This is a genomic window from Chitinophaga horti, assembly GCF_022867795.2.
Lineage (GTDB): Bacteria > Bacteroidota > Bacteroidia > Chitinophagales > Chitinophagaceae > Chitinophaga > Chitinophaga horti.
In genome coordinates, this window is sequence record NZ_CP107006.1 from 697,755 (window position 1) to 721,362 (window position 23,608).

Genomic DNA, 23,608 nt, shown 5'->3' on the forward strand with positions numbered 1-23,608 from the left:
ATGCGGGCGGCAAAATCCAATTCAAACCGTTACTTTGCACCTATCTAATCGAAAAATACGCTCGTTTTGAAACTGGGTACAAAAAACATCCTGGAGCAAAAGTGGCTGCAGGAGCTGATTATATTGGTTTTTACCTTCGTGTTGTTCTCTATGAACGACTGGGTGCTGATCACCACCTGGGTAAAGTTCTGGAAGGGATGCGTGTACTTTTTAGTACTGTATTCGCATGCCCAGATCAACCGCTTTTTATTGCTGCCGATATTGTTGAAGCAACATAAGCCGCTGGTATATACCCTGTCGGCCATCATACTCGCCCTCATTTTTGCCGGCGTACTACATGGCGTGGCAGATGAATGGCTGTATAAAAACTGCTACCTGTACAAGTCCGTTAAGCAGGACACTTACCTATATCACCTCGCCACCATCGTTGCTACTTTTATTTGTGTGATGGGCCCCGTGTTGTTACTGCGTTACTACCGGGAACAAAAGAAAAAAGGGCAGGAGCAGAAACTGATCGCAGAAATGCAGCTCGATCTTCTACGCAGCCAGCTTAACCCCCACTTCCTTTTTAATACCTTTAATACTTTATACGGCATCAGCCTGCAATTCCCGAAACGCGCCCCCGATCTTATTATGCAGGTATCTACGTTGATGCGTTACCAGCTGGACAGCTCCCAGAAAGAAATGGTACCGCTGAACGAGGAGTTGTCATTCATCGAAAGTTATATCATGCTCGAAAAAGAGCGCATCGGCTATCGCTGCGATATCGGTTATCACCAGGATATAGATGTGGAAGGCGATTATCGCATCGCTCCTATGTTGCTGATCGCGTTCGTGGAGAACGCATTTAAGCACGGCACAGGCGCTATCGACGCGTGTTTTGTGCATATCTTCGCAGAAGTAAAAGACCGGGTGTTTTCTTTCAGGATCGTGAATTCTATCCCGAAAAAGAAAGCAGTCGTACCATCTACCAAAATAGGCATTCGTAATACCATTGAGCGGTTGAATATCCTGTACGCCGGCCAGTATGAGCTGGAAATCGGCGAGCAGGGAGAGGAATATATCGTGGATTTTAAACTCCGGTTATAATGAAGAAGTCGTGTATTATTGTGGATGATGAACCTGCGGCGCATTACGTGTTGATGAGCCACCTCAACCAGGTGCCCGACCTGGAGGTGATCGGACAGTTTTATAACGGCATAGAAGCGCAGCAGTTCCTGGAATTTAACGAGGTAGACCTCATGTTCCTCGACATTAATATGCCTGAAATTACCGGCCTCGATCTGCTCAGGCATTTATCGCATCCCCCTAAAACCGTTTTAACTACCGCTTATTCCGAGTTTGCGCTGGAGAGTTACGACTACGGCGTCATCGACTACCTGATGAAGCCGATCTATTTCCCCCGCTTCCTGCTGAGCGTCGATCGCTTCTTCAGCTACTACAATGTAAGCGACCGTGGCAGCGTGGTGGTAGCTCCCAGTTCCCTCGCCGTAAAAGTCGACGGCGTGATGGTCGACATTGACCTGAATGAATTGCTGTACACCCAAAGCCTCGGCAACTATGTAAAACTGTTTACCCCCAATAAAACCTACCTCGCCTCCATCACCACCAACGACCTCGAACATAGTTTACCTGCTGCGAAGTTCATGCGCATCCACAAATCCTACATCGTATCCATCGACAGGATTGCCGCTTACGGAAAAGACTATGTGCAGATCAATGATTTCAGGATGCCGGTAGGCATTACCTACCGGCAAAAGCTGATGGAAAAGATGAACGGGTAATATTATTTACGCCCTAATACCCTCAACATTTTTACGTGACTAAGCAGCGCTTTAAACAAGTTTGGCTGCTCATGATACGGCAGGCCAAACTCCTGCGCCGTACTGCGTACAATAGGCGAGAGGCGTGCATAGTGCACATGGCAGATATGCGGGAACAGGTGATGTTCTATCTGGTAATTAAGTCCGCCGATAAACCAGGTAAGAAAACGGTTGCGGGGGCTATAGTTGCTGGTGTTTAGTAATTGATGCACCGCCCAGTTGTTTTCCATCTGCTTTTTGCCACCTTTATCGATGACAGGTTCGGCAAAGTCCGAACTCTCCATGATATGCGCCAGCTGGAAGATACTGGCCAGTGACAGGCCCGCAATGACGTGCATTACGACGAATCCCAGTACGACCATCCACCAGGCGAAGCCAGAGAAGAGAATCGGCAATGCGATCACGTATCCGAAATAGAACATTTTGAAGATGCTGAGGTAAGTAAGCGCTACAGGGAGTGTTGTTTTCTGTTTTACCAGCAAATCGTGCCGCTCATAGCGAAGTAACTGGCGGAAGTCTTTGGCTGTCATCCAAAACAGCGTCATAGCCGAATACAGCACCCATGCGTAGATAAATTGCAGGCGGTGGTACGGCTTCAGTTCTGCGCTGGGCGAAAAGCGAAGGAATGTGGTAGGCGTGATGTCTTCGTCCAGCCCGTTTAAATTGGTATAAGTATGGTGTAAAACGTTGTGCTGTATCCTCCAGGTAACGGTGTAACCACCGATCACCTCCAGGATATGACTCATAAAAGCATTCACATTTTTGCGACTCGAATAGGTGCCATGATTAGCATCGTGCATCACGGAAGTGCCGATGCCTACCACACCGAGTCCCATCAGCGCCCACATACCGAGAAATGCCCATACACTGCCGTCTGTAAATCCCAGCACCAGGGCGAGATAAGGTAATATATACAACAGTATCATACAAACCGTTTTTACCCACATGCCGGGATTTGCATACCGGGATATGCCACGATTGGAAAAATACTCATCTACTTTCATCTTAACACGATCGGCAAAAAGGTTAGTGTCCTTGGACGCGAAACGCACGATCTCTTTCTTTTTCCGGATACTCATTTGGATAGCTTTTATTGTTTGTAAAAAGGAACTGAATGGCATGCGATCAGCCATTAACTTTTGGGGTAGGAATAATTATGATTAGTCTCGGGAAGGGAAGAAAAATAATATTCGTACAAGAAATGAAAACACGCTATAAGCGCTACAACTTAAAGGTACGTGAAATAATCGGGATACCCGCCCATTATTTCAGGCGGGCTTATCTGTGTGTGTTAGAAATGGGCTGGTCTAACGACCAGCCCTGCTTCGTTTTACGTCCTGATCTCTATTAAAAAGTTTTCGAAAAGCTGAACCCGAAACTACCGCTGGAATACGTCGGCATAATGAAGGTAGTCGCTGTTGGGTTGTCGCTTTTAAATATCTTGTTCCTGATCTTCGGATAAAGGTAGTAAGCGAGGTCGGTAGAAAGAATACCTACACCTGCGCCAGCCACTACGTCGCTAAACCAGTGTTTATTATTTCGTATACGCATATACCCTGTAGTAGCCGCCACCGCGTAACCTGCGATGCCGTATAAGGGCGATACCTCACTAAATTCCCTTCTTAACAACTCCGCCCCCGCAAACGCGTTGGCCGTATGCCCGCTAGGGAACGAACTGAAATTGGACCCGTCCGGCCGATGTTGCTGCGTGAGCCGCTTAGTCGTGAATACGGTCGCGTTCATAATTGCCATCGACATGCCGAAGATCATCGCCCTGTCGCGCAGGTTGTTCTTTCCTTTCACCCCTGCCACGTCTAGCAAAAAAGCGCCCGCCGCCGGTGTGAACTGCAATACATTATCAATCTTGGTGCGCCTGGGTAGTTCCTCTGTGTAGATTTCCTCTTTCATATGGAAGTCAATATTCCTTAAGCCCCCATCACTGGCCGCCGCTACTGCGCCAAAAACTACCATGGTAGCCGGTACCAGGAACGCTCGCCTGGAAAACGGCTTTTCCGCCGGCGTTTGTTGCATCTTCCACTTGATCGTCGGGCGCAGGATACTGTCGGGCAGTTGGCCGGACTGGCACCTGGCCGCACCGGTTCCGGTGAGTACGAAGAGTATAAGGACTGAAATCGATTTTCCGCTCATATGGTATGTTCGTTCCGATAACGAGGTATAAGTAGTCTGTATTGTTTAATGGAATGTTAAAGTAGAGGCAGGCGTAATGATCCCTGCAAAACGCGACGGTTATATATAAAGGCGACTGGCAGCGCCTGCCTGACGCCTTCCAAATCGCTATATTCAAACGGTAACTAAAGGGCAACGAAAGGGGTAAGCGAACCAAATCCTATTATTTTACGTTAATATAGTATCAAATTGCCCCATTTATGATCAGGAAGAACTTTAATGCCATATCCAGCGGGTGTTCCGGTATTTTCGCCAGGCAGGTGATGCAACGCATTCGCCGTGGCCAGGAGGAAGTGTGTAAGGTACCCGTGCGCCGCCCCGGCCCCGGCACCCCCAGGCAGGCCGAGGCCCGGAAACGTTTCGCGGACGCCAACGAGTATTACCGTAAAGTGCGCCGCCAGCCCGCCCTGAATGCACTGTATGAGCGCTCAAAAACTCAGCGGCTAAGCGTACAAAACCTCTGTGTCGGCGATTATTTTCACGCGCCTGAAATTCTGGAGGTAGATACCAGCACTTATACCGGTATGCCCGGCAACCGCGTGCTTATCCGCGCTACGGATGATTTCTGCGTGAAGTCTGTAAAGGTATCCGTATATGATGCAGAGGGCGTAATGGTAGAAGAAGGAGAGGCCTTTCAACTGGGGGATGCGGAGTACTGGGAATTTACCGCATCGTGCATGAACATTGGCGGCGGGTACTTCATCGTATCGGCAAGCGACTGGCCCGGTAACATCACCAGCATAGAAGTGCCCCTGGCCGCCGCGGTCGCCGAGGTGTTCGCAGCGCCCGCGGAGGATGTTCCACCCGTGAGGATGAAACGTGCGGCTTATCGTTCGAATGCGGTTCGTAATGCGCCGGGGAGGAGGCGGGATAGGGATTGGCAGCCGTTGATAGTGCGGCGGGAATGATCAGGCCACTAATACTCCACAAACGCCTTATCCGCATAACACCATAACCACCGCTCCCCGGGTTCCGCCGAGGCGATCACCGGATGACCGCTGCGGTGAAAGTGTTTCGTGGCGTGTTTCATCGGGGAATCGTCGCAGCAATGTGTTACGCCGCAGGTTTGGCAGGTGCGCAGGTGTACCCAGTCGCTGCCGGTTTTTATACATTCTTCGCATACGCCTTCCTGGCCTACTTTTACTTCGGTGATCGCTTCTATATGATTACAGGGTGCCTGTTGGGCCATAATAGTTATTTTACTTCCGCCAGGAATTTGTGTACAAAACTGATGGCCATCGAGCCTTCGCCTACTGCGGCTGCCACACGGTTCATGGCGCTGGCGCGTACGTCGCCGGCAGCAAAGATGCCCGGGCAGCTGGTCTCCAGCAAGTAAGGATCGCGGTTCTGCTTCCACACGCGGGCGAAGTTGTCGTAGTTCTTTAACTCACGACCGGTTTCGATAAAGCCTTTCGGATCTTTGATGATGTCCATCTTAATCCAGTCGGTAAAGGGTTTAGCACCAATGAAGATGTAGAGGGCACCGGCTCTTTCGGTAGTGGTGTTGCCGGTCTCTATTTCGCGGATCACCAGTTCTTCCAGCCTGTCGGTGCCGCGTGCTTCAATGATTTCGGTCTTAGGCCGTACGACGATATTGTCGGTACCGGCGATCTGGTCGATCAGGTAAGATGACATGGTGCTCGACAAATCATCTTTACGAATAAGGATGTATACGTTCTGCGCGAACTTCGAAAGGTACATCGCTGCCTGTCCGGCGGAGTTGCCGCCGCCTACCACGAACACGTTTTGTCCCTTACAGGCAGTAGCTTCGGTCATAGCGGCACCGTAGTAAATGCCGGCACCGGTGAAGTCGGCGATGCCTTTGGTGTCTAGTTTACGATAGTCTACACCGGTAGTAATCACGATGCTGCGGGTGTTGATTTCCCGATCGTCGTCGAGGATGATCTTGTTATAACCGCCGCTTTGTTTAATGTCTTTTACCGCCTGCGGCGTGATAAATTCTGTACCCAGCCGGGTTGCCTGTGTAATCGCACGGCGGGTAAGTTCAGCACCACTCAGGCCCGTAGGAAAGCCAAGATAGTTCTCGATGCGGGAACTGGTACCTGCCTGTCCGCCCGGGGCACGACGCTCGATGAGCAGTGTTTTTAAGCCTTCGGACGCACCGTATACGCCGGCGGCAAGGCCTGCCGGTCCCGCACCGATGATCACCACATCGTACATGTCATGCTTGATCTGCGGATTCAACCCTACTTTAGCCGCAATGTCGCCAATGGAAGGTTTGCAGAGATAGGAGCCGTCGTCCATGAACACAACGGGCAGACTGTTATTATCCAGTTTATTGAGTTTCAGCAGGCGCTGGCCTTCTTCCGAGTTCTGTATGTCCAGCCACTGGTAGGGGATGAGGTTGCCCGCCAGGAAGTCCTTCACCGCATGCGAATCGCGGGAGAACTGGTAGCCAGTTACTTTGATGCCGCGGAACTCCGGGCGGTACATGCCGCGCCATTCATCGAGCAGCTCGTCGATCACCGGGTATAATTTCTCCTCCGGCGGGTCCCAGGGCTTAATGAGATAGTAGTCCAGCTGTACCTGGTTGATCGCCTTAATGGCCGCTTCGGTGTCTGAATAGGCGGTAAGCAGTACACGTTTCGCATCCGGGTAAAACTTCCGGGCGTGCTCCAGAAAGGTTACGCCGTCCATTTCGGGCATGCGCTGATCGGTGAGGAACAGGGAAACGGTTTCCCCTTTGTTCTTCAGTTCCAGCAGGCTGTCCAGGGCTTCCTGCACGATGGTGGTGCTGAGAATGCGGTATTCTTCGCGGTACTTGTTCTTCAGGTCGCGTACGATGGCGCGCAATACCTGGGCGTCATCGTCTATACAAAATATGATTGGCAGGTTTGTCATGTCTCTTTTTATCCTTTAATGGGAAGGGATACCCAAAAGTTGGTGCGGCCGGGCACCGATTCCACTTTGATGGCTCCCTTATGTTGTTTTACGATCTGGTTCACAATATCAAGCCCCAGGCCGGTGCCTTTACCAATTGATTTGGTGGTAAAGAACGGGTCAAATATACGACGGCTAATTTCAGGAGGAATACCCGGGCCGTTATCAATAATGTGCACTTTGATACAATCGCCGTCACGTTCGGTCTTAATTTCCAGCACGCCCTTGCCGTTCACTTCCATCGCATCCACCGCGTTATCGATCAGGTTCGTCCACACCTGGTTCAGTTCCCCGATCATTGCGTTGATGGGCGGCAGGTCTTTATCGAACGCCTGTACCAGCTGGATGTTGTTTTTACGCAACTTGTACTGCAGCATCGTAAGGGTATTGGTAAGCCCATCGTGAATGTTGCTCTGCTGGCGGGCATTGCCCTGGTCCATGTGGGTAAAGGTTTTTACCGATTGCACCAGTTTGGAGATGCGCTGGGAGGCTTCTTCAATATCTGTCACCATCCTTTCGGTTACCAGGTTTTTGTTGATCCAGTTAAGGATCGCGCTCAGGTCTTTCTCCGAAATATGTTTCTTGAATGTTTCCAGGTGAGTGAGGGTGAACCCGAACTCCACGAAGTTCTCTGCAATGTCCTGCGCATTCTTTACGTTGAACTGCGATAGCCAGTCGTACATATCGTCCTCTTTGCCAGAACGCTCCATCATGGAGAGCGTAGCTTTATGCTGATGATGGCCGATTACCTCGAACATCACGTCCCTTACCAGGTCTACATCCTCGGGCCGCATCTGTACGCTGATCACTTCTTTAAAATACTCCGGCATGGCCTGCAAGTGTTGTTTCAGCGACACAGCACCACGTACCACAGCCGAAGCGGGGTTGTTCAGTTCGTGCGCTAAGCCTGCGGATAGTTTACCCAGTGCGGTCATTTTTTCATTCTGGAGCTGATTGGCCGTCAGGTCTCTCACGCGGTCGGTCATCACATGTACCAGTACCTCCGTCAGTTCAAAACGTTCGCAGATCATCTCCCGTACCTGTGGTAATGGCAGCGACATCAGCTGCGTATCTTCCACAGCCTGACCGCTGGCGAACGTGTGTGTAGCGCGCGAAAAGGGGAGGTAGCCCGTAATCGTGCCCGTACCCCAGGTAGCGATCTCCCGCTGCTGGTTGTCCATGGCAATAAATACGAATATTTTTCCCTTGATGATGATGACCAGCTTATCCAGCGCATCGCCTTTTTTAAAGGCGTAGTCGCCCTGCGGCACGATCCGGTGTTCGCTGTTGTCGATCAGCCACTGCAGCTGCTCGCTGGGTACATTCCTGAGTACGTCTATGTTTTGAAGATGTTCGCTGGTTACAGGTATCATATCGCTTAAAGTTAGTCAATATTCAGGCTAATCGGTAATAGCGGCAACGGTTGCTGTTCAGAAGGCGCGAATTGGGATATAAATTCTATGAAATGTACAAGTACAAACAAAGTGCGGGCGCGCATCATTGCACGCCCGCACGGCTCATATATCGATCATCACTGCACTTAACTGTTAAGGAATACCGAGGGTCTCATCATCGTCCGGGTTCTTGTCGGTGCTGTAGGCATTGTTCTCCTCATCTTCCGCCCCTGCATTCTCGAACTGGTCATCGTCTTCCTGCCCCGGCACGTCGAGGTCGTCGCCGGTGTTATCGAAGCCGAATCCTTTTTCATTGAGAATGTCGCCGTCTTCATCCACACTGTCGAGCCTCGCACGGCGCAGGTCGGAGGCGCCTTCGTCGCCCGGTGTTTCATTGGCGGCACGGTCGAGCAAATCACGTTCGGTATTGGTAACGTTGCTGTCGTCGTTGGTTACATTTTCGTCGCCGTTCAGGTCGTCGAGCAGGCCTTCGCCTTCTTCATCGGCAGATGAGGCGGTGGTATCTGCCAGTTCGCCTAATGGCGGCACGTGTACATGTTCCTGCCCGGGGATGTCGCGTACCTCCGGCAGCTCGATGGATGTTTCTTCCGGCTCCAGGTGTTTGCGGTCGCGGTCATTATCGGGGAGGTCGGTATGTTGAAGTGGGTTTTTCTTTTCCATGGTCGTGTGTTTAATCAATACCATGAAATACTATGCCACAAACTCAAACGTGAATGATCTCCTGTGGCCAGGCGATTACTTTTACGCCGGGTGAATAATGCGTGCGGGCAACGGTTTTATGAGTGAGGTGGAGGTTTCCCAATTTGTAACTGATATCCACTTCCTGTACACCGGGCTCTTGCAATGCCCATTCAGGATGATGGACATGAAACTCAAAAACTTTATCTCCCTTCTGCAGCATGAGGTAGTATCGCTCAGTCAGCCATTTATCCAGTTCCGTTTTATGTTTCACCGCTTCCCCGGGCGTATAACGCACCCGCAAATGATTTCCCGTGCGGGGATTCTGCACGTCGTACTGCCCGGCCTCCCGCGAAATGGCAGACCGCTCGTAAGGTAATCCCGAGAACCGCCGGGAAATGTAGGCGGAAAAGGCATTCCCTGCTTCCAATGAGAAGAAATACACGCCCTTGTTAGGTCCGTTCGTTACATAGGTGCGCAGGTTTACTTCATGAAAATCAGACACAAAGGAGAGTGGTGGCAACAGGCGGGGGCGAACCTGCATCATGGTAAAAGGCACCAGCGATATCCAGGCCCTGCCTTCAAATAAATCCAGTCTCAGTTTGGGGGGCAGCAGCGGTGTTACTTCGGCGGGGTCGAGCTGCCAGTGGAAAAACAGCACCTGGTCCCACTCCTGGTACCACTGCCATTCATTGCCCGGGAACTGCACCTGTGGACGATGTTCCACCATTTCCCGGATCCTGTTTGCCTGGGTATTCAACATGGATAGTAAGTTTGATGCAATTATACGCAATTCTCATGCAAGCCTTCTGTGGCACAGTATCTGATTTCACTACCATGAAACAAAACATGCAGATTATGGAACCGATACCCTTGATAGCATTGATTCTACTGGCCTCTGCCATTATATATTACCTGGTATACCGCGCTAAACGTAAAGGCGGCGGCGAAGATAAGCTGATCAATACCGACAGGCCCCCGCTGAAGACCGATGATGCGAAACCGGGCGGCGGTTTGCCCAGGGATACTTATTCCGGCACAGTAGATACCTGATTTTTGGGCAACGTGGATAATGTAATATGCTGTCACGGGCAGCTTTGGCTAAACCACGCCCCGATCAACTGCATTTAAGCACAGACCTGAACAAAAACGACAGGCGCCCGGTTACCGGACGCCTGTCGTTTTATATGTACAATTGAAAAGGTCTACAGCTCATCGTCATCTGCGCCACCTTCCATCAATGCGTTCTGAATTACCTCTGCATCTGCCTGGCGACGATCGGCCTGTCTTTCCTTCAGTTCGCGTACTTCTCTCTTCAGCACTTCTATACACTCACTTACGGCAGGTTCAAAATATTCCCCATCTTTCTTGGCAAACAGGTCGTTACCGGGGATGTGTAGCCTTATTTCGCAGGTTTTATTATCTGGTTTGCTGTCAGGTCCCAGGTAAAGGGTAACTTCTGTTTTTACCACTTTATCGTGTTTGATCGTTTGGAGCTTCTCTTTGATGAAATCTTCCAGGGCCGCCTGCGCTTTAAATCCTAATGACTGAATGATAATAGGTTCCATATCGATACTTTTTACGGGTGAAACGACACGAATTATGCCAGAAAAGGCGGTTTTATTCACGGATAAGCGGCATCAACTTATCAACCACATAATTTTAACAACCATTTGCAACTATTTGTTTCGTTGAGCGTCTTTAATATGGTAATATGCGCTAATGCTGTATGCCAGCAACAACTGTAATATCGGAACCACCCAAATCGTCAGTAAAACCAGAGACCAGCCCCTGTTCACCTGAACACATATAATACTGTATGAGAACAACAATCATCCTGCTAGCTTTGCTATGCTTCGGTATGTGCATGCCCCTCTTTGCCCAGCAACGTGGTAAGGTGTCGGTAAAGGTGCTGGACGAAGCCGGAAAGCCGCTGCCATATGCCGGCGTGGCGGTTAAGAAGTCGGCCGACAGCGCCCTGTTAAAGGGACAAATGAGCGATGCCGATGGTAAAACCCAGATCGATCAGCTGCCAGCAGGCCGTTACTTTGTACAGGTGACGCAAATGGGTTATGCTCCCCATAATACAACTGCTTTTGACCTGGGCGCCAGCCAGCAACTGGAGCTGCCCAATATTACCATGCGCTTATCCTCCAAAAACCTGAAGGAGGTAAATGTTACGGGCCAGAAGCCGTTCGTGGAACGTACCGAAGGCAAAACGGTATTGAATGTGGAAAGCAGTGTGGCTGCAGCCGGCAATAGTGTGATGGACTTGTTGCGCCGTGCGCCCGGTGTGTCGGTGGATAACAGCGATAATTTGTCGGTACGAGGTAAATCGGGGGTGACAGTGATGCTCGACGGCAAACTCACTTATCTCTCCAATGAAGCACTGGCCGAATTGCTGAAAAGTATGCCGGCAGAAACCGTATCTCAGATAGAAATTATTACCAGTCCCAGCGCGCGGTACGATGCTGCAGGCAGTTCGGGTATCATCAATATCAAAACTAAAAAGGGACAACTTACCGGATTGAACGGGACCGCCAATGCGAACGTAGGGGCGGGCCGCTATTGGTTTTACGGGATAGGGGGCAGTGTAAACTGGCGCACGAAACGTTTTAATGCGTTTGGGACCGTGAACTACGGTGACCGCCAAAGTTATAACACCCGCGAGCTGCACCGTATTACAGGCGGCGCGCAGCCTACACAATTCCGGCAGGATGTGTACCAGACGAACGATTTTCTTAACCGCTCCTACAAAGCAGGTGTCGATTTCTTCATTACACCGAAACAAACGATCGGCGTACTCACGAATGCGTCGTACAATGCCTTTTGGCGAAACGCACCCAGTGCCACAAAAATTTCTAACAAGGGCGCAGCGATCGATTCTATCCTGCATACGAGTGTGCGCGCTAATAATCGGTTTTCAAACACGACTTATAATCTTAACTACAAACTGAAACCAGATACGCTGGGCACAGAGTTTACCATCGATGCGGACTATGCGCATTTTCACAACAATATGCGCAACAACCTGGCCGATAGTATGGTGCAGGTTTCTTCCAGCGATGTTACGCAACGGAGCGCCATCAGCATGCGGCCTTACACTTACATCGATATTTATAGCATAAAGTCGGACCTGGTACTCCCGCTTAGCAAAACCATTAAAGTGGAAGCAGGAGTGAAAGCGAGTTTCGTGAAGGTGGATAATTACATGCGTTATGACTCGCTGCTGAACGGCGAATACGTACCCGTAGCCTCGCAGTACGACCAGTTTAAGTACAACGAAAATGTGTACGCTGCCTACTTTGTGTACAAGCAACAATTCAAAAAGACCGACTTCACCTTGGGGCTGCGCGCCGAGCATACGGAAGCGGACGCGAACTCCATTTCGTTAAAGAATCGCATCAAACGGAACTATTTAAACTGGTTCCCGAACTTTACCGCCGATCATAAGTTTTCGGAGAATCATAAGTTATCGCTGGCGTACTCGAAACGCATTAATCGTCCGGGTTACGGGATGCTTAATCCTTTCTACTTCTTCCTGGACAAGTTTACTTTCTTCCGCGGCAACTCTTACCTTACGCCGGAGTACACGCATAACACGGAACTGAGCTATATATTTAAAACGAAGTATATCGTATCCCTCGCATCGTCTGTTACTACAGACCTGATCGATGAATACCTGATACAGAACGATAAAACCAAGATTACCGTCAGCACGAACCGCAACCTCGGTACGCAGGTAAACTACGCGTTGAACCTGACGGCGCCTTTTGATCCGGCGAAGTGGTGGAACATTAACAGCAACGGCGCAGTGTACCATACCCGGTACCAGATAAGAGATACGACGAGCACCTTTTATACCAGGCAACTATCCTGGAACCTCAACATCACGAATACGTTTACGCTGCCTGCCGATATTAAGATCGAACTGGGCGCATGGTATGAGGCGCCCACTGTATATGGCATTTTTAAATCACAGGCAATGGGCGGCGTTTGGGGTGGTATACAAAAGGAGATCATGAAGAAGAAGGCCACGCTGAAACTGAACGTACAGGACATATTCGCTACGAACCGCTTCAGGGGTACGGCCGACTACGGTAACGTGTACCTGCGGGTGAATAACCGCTGGCAGAACCGCACCGCCAACCTGTCTTTCACCTACCGCTTCGGCAATACGAAGATTGAAGGTGCGCGGGAGCGAAAGACAGGTTCGGAGGAGGAGGCTAACCGTGCGGGTTAAGATTAGTCTTTCTTGAAAATCATCTGCCGGCCGCTTTGGGTGAGTGTAAAACTGTTCACCTGGTCTTTATCGTCGCGGTTAAATTTTATTTTGATGTGCTGCTCTTCGGCGTCATAAAAACTATCTTTTCCGTCGGCAGCCATCACTTTTTCATTCTGACCGCGTGGCACGGCATGCAGCTCGCCATTTTGCACGCTGAACATCACACTAAAACCATTTTCGGCGGTATAATTACCCTTGTATTGCTCCAGCAGCGCCAGGTCGACTTTTACAGATGGATTGTCTGCCGGCGGCGGTGCATCCAGGTAAATCGTTTTCCATAAACCATCCGTGATCGTATTTAATAGACTGTTAGATACGTTCGATAACAGTATAATACAGGCCTCATCTTCCGGTATACGACTGATCGTCGTGTTGAACCCGTGGATGCCTCCGCCATGGCCGATCTTACGTTTTCCTGCCACCGAGTCGATGACCCAGCCGAAGCCGTAATTGTTTAACACCGGCATGTAAGCCTGCGTAGCTGAAGCGGCGCTGATGATGCGGTTGGCCGACATCCCCTGGTGCCATTTGTATAAGTCGCCGGTGGTGGAATAGGCGGCACCCGCGGCGTAACTGATGCTTGAATCCACGATCGGTGCGCGCCTCGCCAGGGTAAAGTAGCCGGTTGCTTTTTCCCGCGATTTAAGCCTGGTGAAGTCGAAGCCTGTATGCGTCATTTTTAGTGGTGTGAACAGGTAGCGACGGGCGGCCTGGTAGTAAGGCATCTTCGTCACATCCTCGATAATATAGCCTAACAACATATAATTCGAGTTCGAATACTGGTACTTACTGCCCGGCGAAAATTCTAACGGTTTGTGCTGAAACAATGCCAGCATGCTGTCGCGGCTGAAGTGTTTTTCGATCTGGCTTTGCATGAAAACCCGATCGTTCGTGTAATTGAAAATGCCCGAAGTATGCGACATGAGTTGCGCAATGGTGATGCTGTCGCCCTTTGGATAGGAGGGGAAGTACTTACTGAGCCGTTCGTTTACGTTCAGCTTTTTCTCCTCTTGCAGTCTGAGAATGATGGTAGACGTGAATTGTTTTGTGATAGAGCCAAGCTGGAAAATACTGTTCTCGTCATTCTTGACCAGCTTCGCTGAATCGCGGAAGCCGTAGCCTTTGGTAAGGACGACGGTACCCTTGTAGGCGACGAGGGCCGATCCGTTAAACTGTCCTTTACGGGCATAGTAATTCAGTACCGTGTCTAGTTTGGCAGACAGGTTTTGCGCAGAGGCAAGCGTTGCCAGGCATAGCCATAACAACAGCAGCGATGATCGCTTCATGGTAAAAAGGTTGTTTGGGTTATTAGTAAGTAAGCAGGATGGAAAACTTACATAATCGTTGTAAAAATAGGATAGTATTATGTACTATGCAATACATAGTAGCGATATTATGAGGCATCTTATCGAGTGGCAGGGTGGTGGTCGTTGAAGGGTGTGACACAACGGCGGGTGAGCAGGGCATCCGCCGTTGGTCTCATCATGATTTATTTTCCCGTTTCCGCATGTGGCGCGTCTACCGGTTTGGATTCGGGGGAGCCTTTTTGCCGCAGGAAGATGGAGAGGATGACTATAGCCGCGACGGATAGAAATTCGCTTTGCCAGTTCTGGAACGATTCGAACCAGAATTTGGAATTTAGCAGGTATTCAGACACGCTTTCCAGCGGTTTGCCCTGTTCGGCCTGTTCGATGTTAAATGTGTCCATGCTGCCCTTAAAATGCAGTACGAACGACACCAGGAACAAGCCAAAGAAGGCGATGGACAACGAATTGCGGTAAAAGGCCAGCCATATACCGCCTTTGTTTACCGACCAGGGCGCATCGGGGCTAGGTACAGGTTCGCGGTCCACTTCTTCTTTCTCTTCGAGGGATTTGGACTCCGCCGATCCCTTTTGCCGCAGCCACACGGTGAGCAATACGTACATACCCATCTGCAAAAATTCACTTTCCCAGTTTTCGAACGTGGCCTCGATGAAGTGGGGGCTCGTCAGATAAGGGGCAAAGGCAATTTCCGCCTGTCCTTTTTCGGACAGTTCTTCATTAAATTGCAGCCAGCCTGTGTAGGCCTGTGCGCAAAGGCATATCAACAACATGGATACGAAGGCAATGGAGAGGCCGTTGCGGTACCACCAGCTATTTTTTTTCATGGATACTTACATTTTGAAAGGCCGGCAATTACGCCGGCCCCTTCATTTATGATTGGAACAGAAAAGGTGTTAAGATTTGCGGCGTGAAGCGGCCTTCTTTTTAGGTGCGGCCTTTTTAGCGGCGGCTTTCTTCTTTGGTGTCGCTTTTTTAGCAGCGGCTTTCTTTTTCGGAGCAGCCTTTTTAGCGGCGGCTTTCTTTGGCGTTGCTTTCTTAGCAGCAGCCTTCTTAGGTGCCGCTCTTTTAGCGGCGGCTTTTTTCGGTGTCGCTTTTTTAGCAGCGGCTTTTTTCGGCGTTGCTTTCTTGGCAGCAGCTTTCTTCGGTGTTGCTTTTTTAGCTGCAGCCTTTTTAGGCGCTTTCGCTCCTTCTGAACGGGCTTCGGAGAGGCCAATGGCGATCGCCTGTTTAGGATTGGTTACTTTTTTGCCGCTACGACCGCTTTTCAGCTTGCCTTCATGCATTTCATGCATGGCGCGTTCAACTTTGCCACCGGCTTTTTTACTGTACTTTGCCATAACATTTGAATTTAAGGTTAGTAAGCAACTGATGCATTCCATTCCTTTTCAGGTGCTGGCCTGCAAATATATCTTTCTGGCTGTAGCCTTCATTATAAAGGGGGTACGGTGCACGCACCTTTGTAATTATATGATAAAAGCTGTGCCACCTCTTCCTGCTGATGAGGTTAAACCTGCTGTGGGCGCTTGTTTCAGCAGGGTTTGCCGTAGAGGATTACCTGCGCTCTGCCATAAAAAGATGTGGAGAAATACATGCAACACGGGGCGCAACGTTCGGCTACGAGCGGCTTTAGGCATCGGGGAATAACTTTTGTTCCAGATACACTATGCGAACACCTTGGTCTTTATCAATAATTGAATATCTGAAGAGAGAAGAGCAGGAAGTATTAATCGGGCGGCGCGTCCGTAATATGGAGTTGCAAGTATTGAACAGTGGTGAAGCGTTGCTGGCTTCCATAAAGCTCGGTAAATCTCATTTGTGCTGCGCGATGGCGTACGCGCCTGGTGGCGGCTTGCAGTTGAAACGGATGCTGGAAGAGGGCGACAGGTATGTTTTCTTTCTTTCGTCTCCAATTGGCGACATGAAGGTCACTTTAGAGGTGACGGATGAGGAGCAGCAGTTGTTGCATTACAACTGTGAACTTACGCCTGCCGCGCCTTTATTTATTCCGTTCTGGCCGCGCGATGTACATGTGTTGGATGAACGGGGCGATGGTACAGTACATGTTAAACAGGTAGGTGCCCGCTCGGGCGTGACTTTCGCTACGATGAGCCGGCCTGAGTTATTATGCATCTGCTACCAGCAAGATCTATCCATGCTCGGCGCGTATTGTGAAGAGATCGGCGTGCCTGCGCAAAATGCGGTGGGCGGCGACTGGCCGGAGTTTGGATTTTCGCTTCCACCGACCAAAGAAAAACCGCTACCGCCAGATAAACAGTTTGTCATCAGCGATGCCTATCTGCTTATCGATCAGCAGCCCGTACTGCAGGAGTTTGATCTGGCGCGAGAGTACCTGCGGGCCATTGCGCGCATCTATCTTCATATTGCACGGCCGGAAACAAAAATGCACGATTGGCCGTTGATAGTGAAACGTTCATTGCTCGGACTGGAACATCACCACGGCTGCTGGAATTTTGTGAGCCGCAACTTTTATCTGACGCCGTATGTCGGCGATTACAGCGGTGCACCCGAAATTATGGTGCAACTTGCAGTGTTGATGCCTTTGCACGATTACCGCAAATGGAGTGGCGAACCGCTCGCACTCATCGATTCGTTGGAAAAAGGTATTGGTGATTTTTACGACGAACGCCTGCGTACCATCATACGTTGGCTGCCGGCTGCGGAAGATCGCCTGACGGGTGACGAGGAGCAAAAGAAGCCCCGTGTAATGGATGCATGGTACCTGCATCACCCGCTGCTTAATTTGTCGCGTATGGCAAAGATGGGCAATAAGTCGGCCGAACGTTTGTTTATCGGTTCGCTCGATTATGTGATCAAAGTAGCGCATCATTTCAAATACCACTGGCCGGTATTTTATAATGTAGATACGTTGGAAGTGATAAAGGCGGAAACCGCACCAGGCAAAGGTGGAGAGAAGGATGTAGCGGGCATTTACGCACATATCATGTTGCAGGCCTGGGAGCTTACCGGCGACAAACGATACCTGCGGGAAGCAGAGAAAGCAGCGATCACACTCACCGATTTCGGCTTCGATATGTTTTACCAGGCAAACAACACCGCCTTTTCCGCCGGCGCTATGCTGCGGCTGTACAAGGTGACCGGTAAAAAGCGGTTCCTCGATCTGAGTTATCTCTGCATCGCCAACCTGTTTAAAAACATGCGGCTGTGGAATTGCAACTATGGTCATGGTAAACACTATCCTACTTTCTTCGCGCTTTATCCGCTGAATGACGCACCGTATACCGCCGTTTATGAGGAGCAGGAAGGCTTTGCAGCCATACATGACTTTTTACAACAGGCAGAAGGGGTAGATATTATGCCGGCAGTTTCGCTATTGCTGGCAGAGTATGTGAGATTCCTGATCTATCGCGCAGCCTACTACTTCCCGGTTATGCTGCCGGAAGAGGTGTTAGTGCCAAAACCTAAAGCAGGCGAGCTGGATAAAGAACTATGGGTCGCCATCGAGGACCTGCACGACGGCTTTGAGCAGTCGGGCAGCGTAGGGCAGGAGGTATATGGTGCGGGGCTGGCCTTCGGCATTGTGCCCAGGCATTACCTGAAGTTGCCCAATGAAACCTTTACCATTTTCATCGATTACCCCACTACCGGGTTTGATGCCGGTAAGGGACGCTCCGTCAAATTCGGCGTGAAGGGATATAAACTGCTGAAATGCAGGCTGGCGATCATTAAAACGAGCGCTGCACCGTTGCCTGAGTTCAAGGTGCGCGGCAGCGACCAGGGGCTTATTACAGGCGGTTTAAACAGTGACGGCCATCTATGCTTTGATGTACAGGGTGACCAGGAAATAACAATTAACTGGACAAAAAACTAATTACCAGATATGACACAACCACTTACAGACCAGGCGGCGTATTTGCCTTATGGTATCAGGGGCAAAAGAGCGTTGATTACCGGGGGGACCACCGGCATCGGACGGGCCACAGCATTAATGCTGGCGGCTAATGGAGCCAATGTGATCATCCTCGGCCGGCATGAAAAAGAATTGAATGACACCCTGGAAGATTTTAATAAACAAGGTTTGACATCACAGGTGAGCGGCATCGTCGCCGATATCGCTACACGTGAAGGTATCGAGCAAACTTTCCAGGAGGTGGATGCACATCCGGAAGGACTGGATATTCTCGTAAATAATGCTGCATTAGCCTACCAGAGCATTGCGGACGGAAGCTACAGCGATTGGGAATACGTGTTGAAGACAAACCTGCTGGGCTACCTGGCCTGCTCTCACGAAGCTGCCAAACGCATGAAGGGCAAAGACGGTCATATCGTAAACATCGGCTCCATGAGCGCCGAAGTGCGGGAGGCCGGCAGTTCAGTGTACGTTGCTACTAAATCGGGCATAGAAGGCTTTTCCGCCGCTTTGCGGAAAGAGCTAAACCCTGAAGGTATAAAGGTGACGCTCATTGAACCCGGGGCAGTTGGTACGGACATGCAGCCTGTCTCCGTACCGGATCAGCGTGAAAAAGAAGAGAAAGGGGAGATGCTTAAAGCGGAAGATATTGCGGCTTGCGTGCTGTATACGCTTTGCCAGCCGAAACGTTGTGACGTGGTGTTGGTGCAGATACGGCCGCACCTGCAATTGATATAAATGAACGAGTAGGATTTCGCAGGGCTGGCAGGTAACCTGTGAGCCTTTGCTGTCAGCATCTACTTACGTTTCTTCAATCGCAGCAGTGCCTCCATCCTCGACTCTTCAGGATCTCCCAGTTTATCTTTCAGAATGGCCGCCGGCAGCAGCACATAACGGTGCAGCATCTGGTGGCCGGGCGTTTCCTTAATACGGGTACTTAAGCTGATGGCCATTTCGCGAATGATCACCTGCTTATGTACTTCGCCACTTTCCCGGACACGGCGCAGAAGGTTAAGCGATAGTAAGGCTAATATCGCCGTGATCGCAAAGAAGAAGTTCCATTGCTGCAGGTTGAGCAGGTAGATATCACGAAACTTACTGGGCGTTTTCCAGATGAACTCGAGCAGCAGCTGACGATGCTGGAAATAGTCTGCCATTAAGCCGCCAAGTAAAGGCGCCATGGCTGCGGCGAAAGCAACCGACATGTTTTTGGTGGAGAGGTAAATCATGGCCTGCCCACGCGGCGCCAGTTTGATACCAATATTGTTCAGGGAGAGGTTGATGCCGGCTGTAGACAAGCCGGTTACCAGGTGCACTGCGCCCAGTATGATCATCTTTGTAACAAAAGTAGATTCTTTGGCGATAAGTGCCCAGGTGATAAAGCATGCAATGTAAAGCGGGGCACATATCAGTATCACATTCTTGTTACTGAATTTATCGATGTATTTGCCCCATATGTTAAGGGAGAAGATGCTGCTTAGCTGCGAAAGGATGCCCAGTCCGATGATATAGGATAACGGAATTTCAAGCGTGCGTAACATGTATACGGTTACGAACGGTGTGGCGAGGCTGAGCGCAAATATCCAGCAGGCATTAAAGACGAGCAGCCTGCGGAAATTCTGATCTTTAAACGGCCGTTTCAACATGCCGAAAATATTCTCTTTTTCCAGCACCTGCTTAGGTTCAGGCGTCCGGTACAGTGCCAGCACACCCGAAAGTCCGAATATACCCCCCAGGAGAAATAAGGAAGTGTAAGTCTCTATCTCCCGCCCGGGATAATTATTCTTTACATATTCTGCTACCAATGCCGTACCTAAACTCAGTGTAACGTTCAACGTTTGCGTGTAGCGGGTACGCCGGGAAAAGAAGGAGCCCAGGATGTCGCCGGGTACCAGATCTTTCATCCACGAGTTCCAGGAAGCACCGGAAACGGAACCGAAGAAGTAGTGCAGGAACAGCAGGCAAAACAGCGTGTACAGGCTGGTACCTGTCGAAAACAGGAACGGTAACAGACCGATAATAACGATAGGCGTTCTGGCGAGTGTGGAGCATATCACAGCGATCGCGCGGCGGTTATTGAACCGCTGTACCAGCCAGATGGTCAGTAGCTGAAAGACATTCGTAAACGTAGGCAGCGCCGCCAACAAACCAATCTGGAAGTTAGTCGCACCCAGCCCTAATGCGAGGGCGGTCAGAATAGAGCCGGCTGTAAATACCACCATCGCTTCGGTGGCCAGTCCATCCAAAATTACCAGGTTAAGTCCCTTTTTAACCGCTGTTTCACTCAGGTGTTCGGAAGGTCTTAAAGACATGAAGCGTCGAGAAATAGTTCGTAAACAAGTTACGGCCGATTGCCCTTATCCCGGTGTTTCGATTGGTACACAAGAAAGAAAACAATGCCGATAATGACTGCAGCAACTGCAATAAGTGGGATTACCATAACAACAGGGTTTTCTGGTATTGTGAATTAGTTGGTCTGCGCACAAAATAAAGGCCCCGGTTGCAAATCAGGTAGTGTACCAAGATTTACGCCGGCCGGGACCTTCTTTTGTATGCCATAAAGTAGAATTACAATCAGGACTTGTCGGTATTGCTTTTGGGTTGACGGGGCCTTCTGGTAGCCTCGCCGCCTTTTTTACCAATACCTGCCATGTGCTCCCTGTTCATGCTCACAATACTGCCGCCTTTACGGCCGGCTTCGCGGGCTTCTTCAGGGGTGAAACGGTGTGCAACGCCCATGCGATGCGCAGCCTGGCCGCCTTTACTCGCGATACTTTTTTGTTTCGCTTTGTCCATAGCGGCAAAACCTCTCCGTGATTTGGGTTTTTCTTCTTTCTCTTCGTTTCCGTTTGTCTGTTTGCTGTCTGGCGTGGATGCATTCTGGTGAACAGACAATTGATCTTCAAAATTGATCATAGCGAGTGTGTTTAGGAAGTTAAGCAATAAATAGTTAAGCTAGATTAACATTAACATTTGATAACGAGTAGTAGTAGTGTAGTATGTGTAATGATTCCGCTGAAAAGGGGCAACAAACATGCCATTATAGTTGAATAGCAAAAAAACGAATTATATAAGCGCATAATCCAGAAATGGAAGGTATCCTAACGCAAAAACAGTGTAAAATTTCTACACTTCTACTGAGATATTTCCCCACTCCGGAATCCGCTTCTGGTAAGCTTTCAGACTATATTCTTGAATAAAGGATTATATACATGCTTTTTCATTTGATCAATCTGAACAATCTGATCGTACCACCATCCGCATTCTTTCTTTTTTTCGATGTTGTAACATGATTCTAATCCGCTCAAATCCAGTCTCCGCAATACTTTAGGGAATGCTTTGTGCGTGATATCCTGTCCGACACAAACAAATGCTTATGTATACACTTGGGATCAACGCGGCATTCCACGACTCCGCCGCGTGCATATTAAAAGACGGACAACTATTGGCAGCAGCGGAAGACGAACGTTTCACACACATCAAACACGGCAAGCGCCCCATTCCATTTTCTACGTATGAACTACCTTTTCACGCTATCGATTATTGCCTCAAAGTAGCAGGAATTCATCTTAAAGATGTTGATCATATCGCTTATTCTTTTGATCCGTTTATCCTGCTTGGCGACAAAGCCAAAAATGAGGAACTGATTGAATTACCGCTTCGTCCGTCATATGTGCCGAAGAACGAAAAGTGGTTGTCGCCCTGGGACCCGTTATTCCTCTCTTCCATTGTTAACGCCCCCGGACAACTGGTAGACGGCTATCCGCATCATTTGCAGCAACGATTTAAAGGTGCGTCGATTCATCCCTCGCAATGGCATTATGTCGAACACCATCTGTCGCATGCCGCCAGCGCTTACCTGCCCTCACCATATGAACAGGCAGCAGTCCTTACAATCGACGGCCGCGGAGAAAAAGCGACTACCACGTTCAATATGGGAGAGGGGAACGATATCCGCCGCCTGTCGCAGGTAGATCTGCCGCATTCACTCGGACTGCTATATGAGCAGGTAACCAGTCACCTCGGCTTCCTGCATTCTTCCGACGAATATAAGGTAATGGCACTTGCCTCTTACGGCAAACCTGTGTACGTAAAGGAGTTCCGGTCTATGGTACACCTGATGGACAGTGGCCTGTACCGCATCGATCACGAGCGGTTGGAAGAGCTGATTGGCCCGGCACGACAGCGGGGCGAAGAATTTGGTGACCGCCATTTCAATATTGCACATTCGTTGCAGGCGGTGTTGCAGGAAAGTGTGCTGGAACTCGCCACCTGGTTAAAGCGGGAAACGGGAGCGGAGCAATTGTGTTTCGCCGGCGGTGTAGCGCTAAACTGTGTACTCAATGCCTGCATCCGCGATGCCGGCCTGTTTAAGAACGTGTGGGTGCAGCCTGCAGCGGGCGATTCGGGCACCGCACTCGGCGCGGCATTGTGGGTAAATGCGCAGCAACAGGGTACGCAAGCCAAACGGTTTTTCATGGACCATGCGTACTGGGGGCCCGATTACCAGGATGAGGAAATTGAAGCGTTCCTGAAGTGGACCAAAACACCCTATCGCAAGCTGGAAAATGTAGCAGAAGAAACGGCAAACCTGCTTGCGGAAGATAAAATTATTGGCTGGTACCAGGGGCGCATGGAATATGGTCCAAGAGCACTTGGCAGCCGGTCTATACTCGCATCACCTATTCATGCGGATATGCAGGCGCGCCTTAATGAGGTGAAAGATCGTGAAGACTTTCGGCCCGTAGCACCAGCCGTGTTGGAAGAAGATGCGGGCGACTGGTTTGAAGGCGCATCCTACTCACCTTTTATGCTGTTTGTGTATAAGGTGAAAGAAGATAAAAAAGATAAGATCCCCGCCGTATGCCATGTGGACGGTACCGCGCGCATTCAAACGGTGAACAGGTCGCAGCATGAACGCTACTACGATCTCCTGAGGGCTTTTAAAGAAAAAACAGGTGTACCGGTGTTGATCAACACCTCTTTCAATACGTTGGGTAAGCCAATCGTATGTACGCCGAGGGATGCCGTAGAGTGCTTCTGGTCGAGCCCCTTCGATGCATTGGTGATCGGATCTTTCTTAATTGAAAAGAAAAAATAAGTGT

General features: G+C 50.0%; 21 protein-coding genes. 8 read left to right on the top strand and 13 right to left on the bottom strand.

Annotated elements, in window-relative coordinates:
• Nucleotides 1–66 precede the first annotated feature (66 nt).
• A complete protein-coding gene (locus tag MKQ68_RS03055; protein WP_264282026.1) occupies nt 67–1,089 on the top strand; it encodes a sensor histidine kinase in 1,023 nt (340 codons plus the stop codon).
• A complete protein-coding gene (locus tag MKQ68_RS03060) occupies nt 1,089–1,784 on the top strand; it encodes a LytR/AlgR family response regulator transcription factor (RefSeq protein ID WP_264282027.1) in 696 nt (231 codons plus the stop codon). The genes MKQ68_RS03055 and MKQ68_RS03060 overlap by 1 nt, the downstream gene beginning before the upstream one ends.
• Nucleotides 1,785–1,786: 2 nt before the next feature.
• On the opposite strand, the gene MKQ68_RS03065 is transcribed toward MKQ68_RS03060, so the two are convergent.
• Together MKQ68_RS03065 and MKQ68_RS03070 are read right to left on the bottom strand one after the other, a co-directional pair.
• Nucleotides 1,787–2,902, bottom strand: a complete 1,116-nt coding sequence (locus MKQ68_RS03065) for a fatty acid desaturase family protein (protein WP_244841933.1) — start codon at nt 2,900–2,902, stop codon at nt 1,787–1,789.
• A gap of 268 nt (nt 2,903–3,170) precedes the next feature.
• Entirely contained in the window at nt 3,171–3,971 is an 801-nt protein-coding gene (locus tag MKQ68_RS03070) for a phosphatase PAP2 family protein (RefSeq protein ID WP_264282028.1), read from the bottom strand.
• Between the two features lie 239 nt (nt 3,972–4,210).
• On the opposite strand from MKQ68_RS03070, the gene MKQ68_RS03075 reads away from it, so the two are divergent.
• Complete coding sequence (locus tag MKQ68_RS03075; RefSeq protein WP_264282029.1) at nt 4,211–4,918, top strand: hypothetical protein; 708 nt, start codon at nt 4,211–4,213, stop codon at nt 4,916–4,918.
• Nucleotides 4,919–4,926: 8 nt separating this feature from the next.
• Here the strand turns inward: MKQ68_RS03075 and MKQ68_RS03080 are convergent, their stop codons facing one another.
• The 5 genes from MKQ68_RS03080 to MKQ68_RS03100 all read right to left on the bottom strand — a co-directional run bounded on the left by MKQ68_RS03080 (nt 4,927) and on the right by MKQ68_RS03100 (nt 9,767).
• The gene (locus tag MKQ68_RS03080; RefSeq protein ID WP_244841929.1) at nt 4,927–5,199 is read right to left on the bottom strand and encodes a UBP-type zinc finger domain-containing protein; all 273 of its coding nucleotides are present in this window, start codon (nt 5,197–5,199) and stop codon (nt 4,927–4,929) included.
• A gap of 5 nt (nt 5,200–5,204) precedes the next feature.
• The gene (locus tag MKQ68_RS03085) at nt 5,205–6,872 is read right to left on the bottom strand and encodes an FAD-dependent oxidoreductase (RefSeq protein WP_264282030.1); all 1,668 of its coding nucleotides are present in this window, start codon (nt 6,870–6,872) and stop codon (nt 5,205–5,207) included.
• 8 nt (nt 6,873–6,880) lie between these two features.
• Nucleotides 6,881–8,284 carry an ATP-binding protein gene (locus MKQ68_RS03090; protein ID WP_264282031.1) on the bottom strand — a complete coding sequence of 468 codons (1,404 nt, stop codon included), beginning with the start codon at nt 8,282–8,284 and terminating at the stop codon, nt 6,881–6,883.
• Nucleotides 8,285–8,458: 174 nt separating this feature from the next.
• Nucleotides 8,459–8,986: a hypothetical protein gene (locus tag MKQ68_RS03095; protein WP_264282032.1), complete on the bottom strand. Its 528-nt coding sequence runs from the start codon at nt 8,984–8,986 to the stop codon at nt 8,459–8,461.
• A 43-nt stretch (nt 8,987–9,029) separates the two neighbouring features.
• Entirely contained in the window at nt 9,030–9,767 is a 738-nt protein-coding gene (locus MKQ68_RS03100; protein WP_264282033.1) for a YqjF family protein, read from the bottom strand.
• Between the two features lie 95 nt (nt 9,768–9,862).
• Between MKQ68_RS03100 and MKQ68_RS03105 the strand changes: the two genes are divergently transcribed.
• A complete protein-coding gene (locus MKQ68_RS03105) occupies nt 9,863–10,057 on the top strand; it encodes a hypothetical protein (protein ID WP_264282034.1) in 195 nt (64 codons plus the stop codon).
• A 152-nt stretch (nt 10,058–10,209) separates the two neighbouring features.
• Here the strand turns inward: MKQ68_RS03105 and MKQ68_RS03110 are convergent, their stop codons facing one another.
• Complete coding sequence (locus MKQ68_RS03110; protein ID WP_244841920.1) at nt 10,210–10,572, bottom strand: HPF/RaiA family ribosome-associated protein; 363 nt, start codon at nt 10,570–10,572, stop codon at nt 10,210–10,212.
• 251 nt (nt 10,573–10,823) lie between these two features.
• Between MKQ68_RS03110 and MKQ68_RS03115 the strand changes: the two genes are divergently transcribed.
• Nucleotides 10,824–13,247 carry an outer membrane beta-barrel protein gene (locus MKQ68_RS03115; protein ID WP_264282035.1) on the top strand — a complete coding sequence of 808 codons (2,424 nt, stop codon included), beginning with the start codon at nt 10,824–10,826 and terminating at the stop codon, nt 13,245–13,247.
• 2 nt (nt 13,248–13,249) lie between these two features.
• On the opposite strand, the gene MKQ68_RS03120 is transcribed toward MKQ68_RS03115, so the two are convergent.
• The 3 genes from MKQ68_RS03120 to MKQ68_RS03130 form a co-directional block, all read right to left on the bottom strand.
• Nucleotides 13,250–14,575, bottom strand: a complete 1,326-nt coding sequence (locus tag MKQ68_RS03120; RefSeq protein WP_244841917.1) for a serine hydrolase domain-containing protein — start codon at nt 14,573–14,575, stop codon at nt 13,250–13,252.
• 203 nt (nt 14,576–14,778) lie between these two features.
• Nucleotides 14,779–15,438 carry a DUF6766 family protein gene (locus tag MKQ68_RS03125; RefSeq protein ID WP_264282036.1) on the bottom strand — a complete coding sequence of 220 codons (660 nt, stop codon included), beginning with the start codon at nt 15,436–15,438 and terminating at the stop codon, nt 14,779–14,781.
• 69 nt (nt 15,439–15,507) lie between these two features.
• Nucleotides 15,508–15,951, bottom strand: a complete 444-nt coding sequence (locus MKQ68_RS03130; RefSeq protein ID WP_264282037.1) for a DUF6496 domain-containing protein — start codon at nt 15,949–15,951, stop codon at nt 15,508–15,510.
• Between the two features lie 326 nt (nt 15,952–16,277).
• Between MKQ68_RS03130 and MKQ68_RS03135 the strand changes: the two genes are divergently transcribed.
• Nucleotides 16,278–18,464, top strand: a complete 2,187-nt coding sequence (locus MKQ68_RS03135) for a glycoside hydrolase family 88 protein (RefSeq protein ID WP_264282038.1) — start codon at nt 16,278–16,280, stop codon at nt 18,462–18,464.
• A gap of 9 nt (nt 18,465–18,473) precedes the next feature.
• Entirely contained in the window at nt 18,474–19,241 is a 768-nt protein-coding gene (locus MKQ68_RS03140; RefSeq protein WP_264282039.1) for an SDR family oxidoreductase, read from the top strand.
• A gap of 59 nt (nt 19,242–19,300) precedes the next feature.
• Here MKQ68_RS03140 and MKQ68_RS03145 read toward each other — a convergent pair whose 3' ends face one another.
• Both MKQ68_RS03145 and MKQ68_RS03150 read right to left on the bottom strand, forming a co-directional pair.
• Complete coding sequence (locus MKQ68_RS03145; RefSeq protein WP_264282040.1) at nt 19,301–20,815, bottom strand: MFS transporter; 1,515 nt, start codon at nt 20,813–20,815, stop codon at nt 19,301–19,303.
• 262 nt (nt 20,816–21,077) lie between these two features.
• On the bottom strand, nt 21,078–21,419 hold the full coding sequence (locus MKQ68_RS03150) for a KGG domain-containing protein (protein ID WP_264282041.1): 342 nt from the start codon (nt 21,417–21,419) through the stop codon (nt 21,078–21,080).
• A gap of 460 nt (nt 21,420–21,879) precedes the next feature.
• Here MKQ68_RS03150 and MKQ68_RS03155 point away from each other — a divergent pair, with 460 nt between their 5' ends.
• Complete coding sequence (locus MKQ68_RS03155) at nt 21,880–23,604, top strand: carbamoyltransferase family protein (protein WP_264282042.1); 1,725 nt, start codon at nt 21,880–21,882, stop codon at nt 23,602–23,604.
• The last annotated feature ends 4 nt before the right edge of the window (nt 23,605–23,608 follow it).

What these genes read in the sequence shown, in the direction of transcription:
- MKQ68_RS03060 (WP_264282027.1), top strand. Translation starts at nt 1,089, where the DNA reads ATGAAGAAGTCGTGTATTATTGTGGATGATGAACCTGCGGCGCATTAC.
- MKQ68_RS03065 (WP_244841933.1), bottom strand. Translation starts at nt 2,902, where the DNA reads ATGAGTATCCGGAAAAAGAAAGAGATCGTGCGTTTCGCGTCCAAGGAC.
- MKQ68_RS03070 (WP_264282028.1), bottom strand. Translation starts at nt 3,971, where the DNA reads ATGAGCGGAAAATCGATTTCAGTCCTTATACTCTTCGTACTCACCGGA.
- MKQ68_RS03075 (WP_264282029.1), top strand. Translation starts at nt 4,211, where the DNA reads ATGATCAGGAAGAACTTTAATGCCATATCCAGCGGGTGTTCCGGTATT.
- MKQ68_RS03080 (WP_244841929.1), bottom strand. Translation starts at nt 5,199, where the DNA reads ATGGCCCAACAGGCACCCTGTAATCATATAGAAGCGATCACCGAAGTA.
- MKQ68_RS03085 (WP_264282030.1), bottom strand. Translation starts at nt 6,872, where the DNA reads ATGACAAACCTGCCAATCATATTTTGTATAGACGATGACGCCCAGGTA.
- MKQ68_RS03090 (WP_264282031.1), bottom strand. Translation starts at nt 8,284, where the DNA reads ATGATACCTGTAACCAGCGAACATCTTCAAAACATAGACGTACTCAGG.
- MKQ68_RS03095 (WP_264282032.1), bottom strand. Translation starts at nt 8,986, where the DNA reads ATGGAAAAGAAAAACCCACTTCAACATACCGACCTCCCCGATAATGAC.
- MKQ68_RS03100 (WP_264282033.1), bottom strand. Translation starts at nt 9,767, where the DNA reads ATGTTGAATACCCAGGCAAACAGGATCCGGGAAATGGTGGAACATCGT.
- MKQ68_RS03105 (WP_264282034.1), top strand. Translation starts at nt 9,863, where the DNA reads ATGGAACCGATACCCTTGATAGCATTGATTCTACTGGCCTCTGCCATT.
- MKQ68_RS03110 (WP_244841920.1), bottom strand. Translation starts at nt 10,572, where the DNA reads ATGGAACCTATTATCATTCAGTCATTAGGATTTAAAGCGCAGGCGGCC.
- MKQ68_RS03115 (WP_264282035.1), top strand. Translation starts at nt 10,824, where the DNA reads ATGAGAACAACAATCATCCTGCTAGCTTTGCTATGCTTCGGTATGTGC.
- MKQ68_RS03120 (WP_244841917.1), bottom strand. Translation starts at nt 14,575, where the DNA reads ATGAAGCGATCATCGCTGCTGTTGTTATGGCTATGCCTGGCAACGCTT.
- MKQ68_RS03125 (WP_264282036.1), bottom strand. Translation starts at nt 15,438, where the DNA reads ATGAAAAAAAATAGCTGGTGGTACCGCAACGGCCTCTCCATTGCCTTC.
- MKQ68_RS03130 (WP_264282037.1), bottom strand. Translation starts at nt 15,951, where the DNA reads ATGGCAAAGTACAGTAAAAAAGCCGGTGGCAAAGTTGAACGCGCCATG.
- MKQ68_RS03135 (WP_264282038.1), top strand. Translation starts at nt 16,278, where the DNA reads ATGCGAACACCTTGGTCTTTATCAATAATTGAATATCTGAAGAGAGAA.
- MKQ68_RS03140 (WP_264282039.1), top strand. Translation starts at nt 18,474, where the DNA reads ATGACACAACCACTTACAGACCAGGCGGCGTATTTGCCTTATGGTATC.
- MKQ68_RS03145 (WP_264282040.1), bottom strand. Translation starts at nt 20,815, where the DNA reads ATGTCTTTAAGACCTTCCGAACACCTGAGTGAAACAGCGGTTAAAAAG.
- MKQ68_RS03150 (WP_264282041.1), bottom strand. Translation starts at nt 21,419, where the DNA reads ATGATCAATTTTGAAGATCAATTGTCTGTTCACCAGAATGCATCCACG.
- MKQ68_RS03155 (WP_264282042.1), top strand. Translation starts at nt 21,880, where the DNA reads ATGTATACACTTGGGATCAACGCGGCATTCCACGACTCCGCCGCGTGC.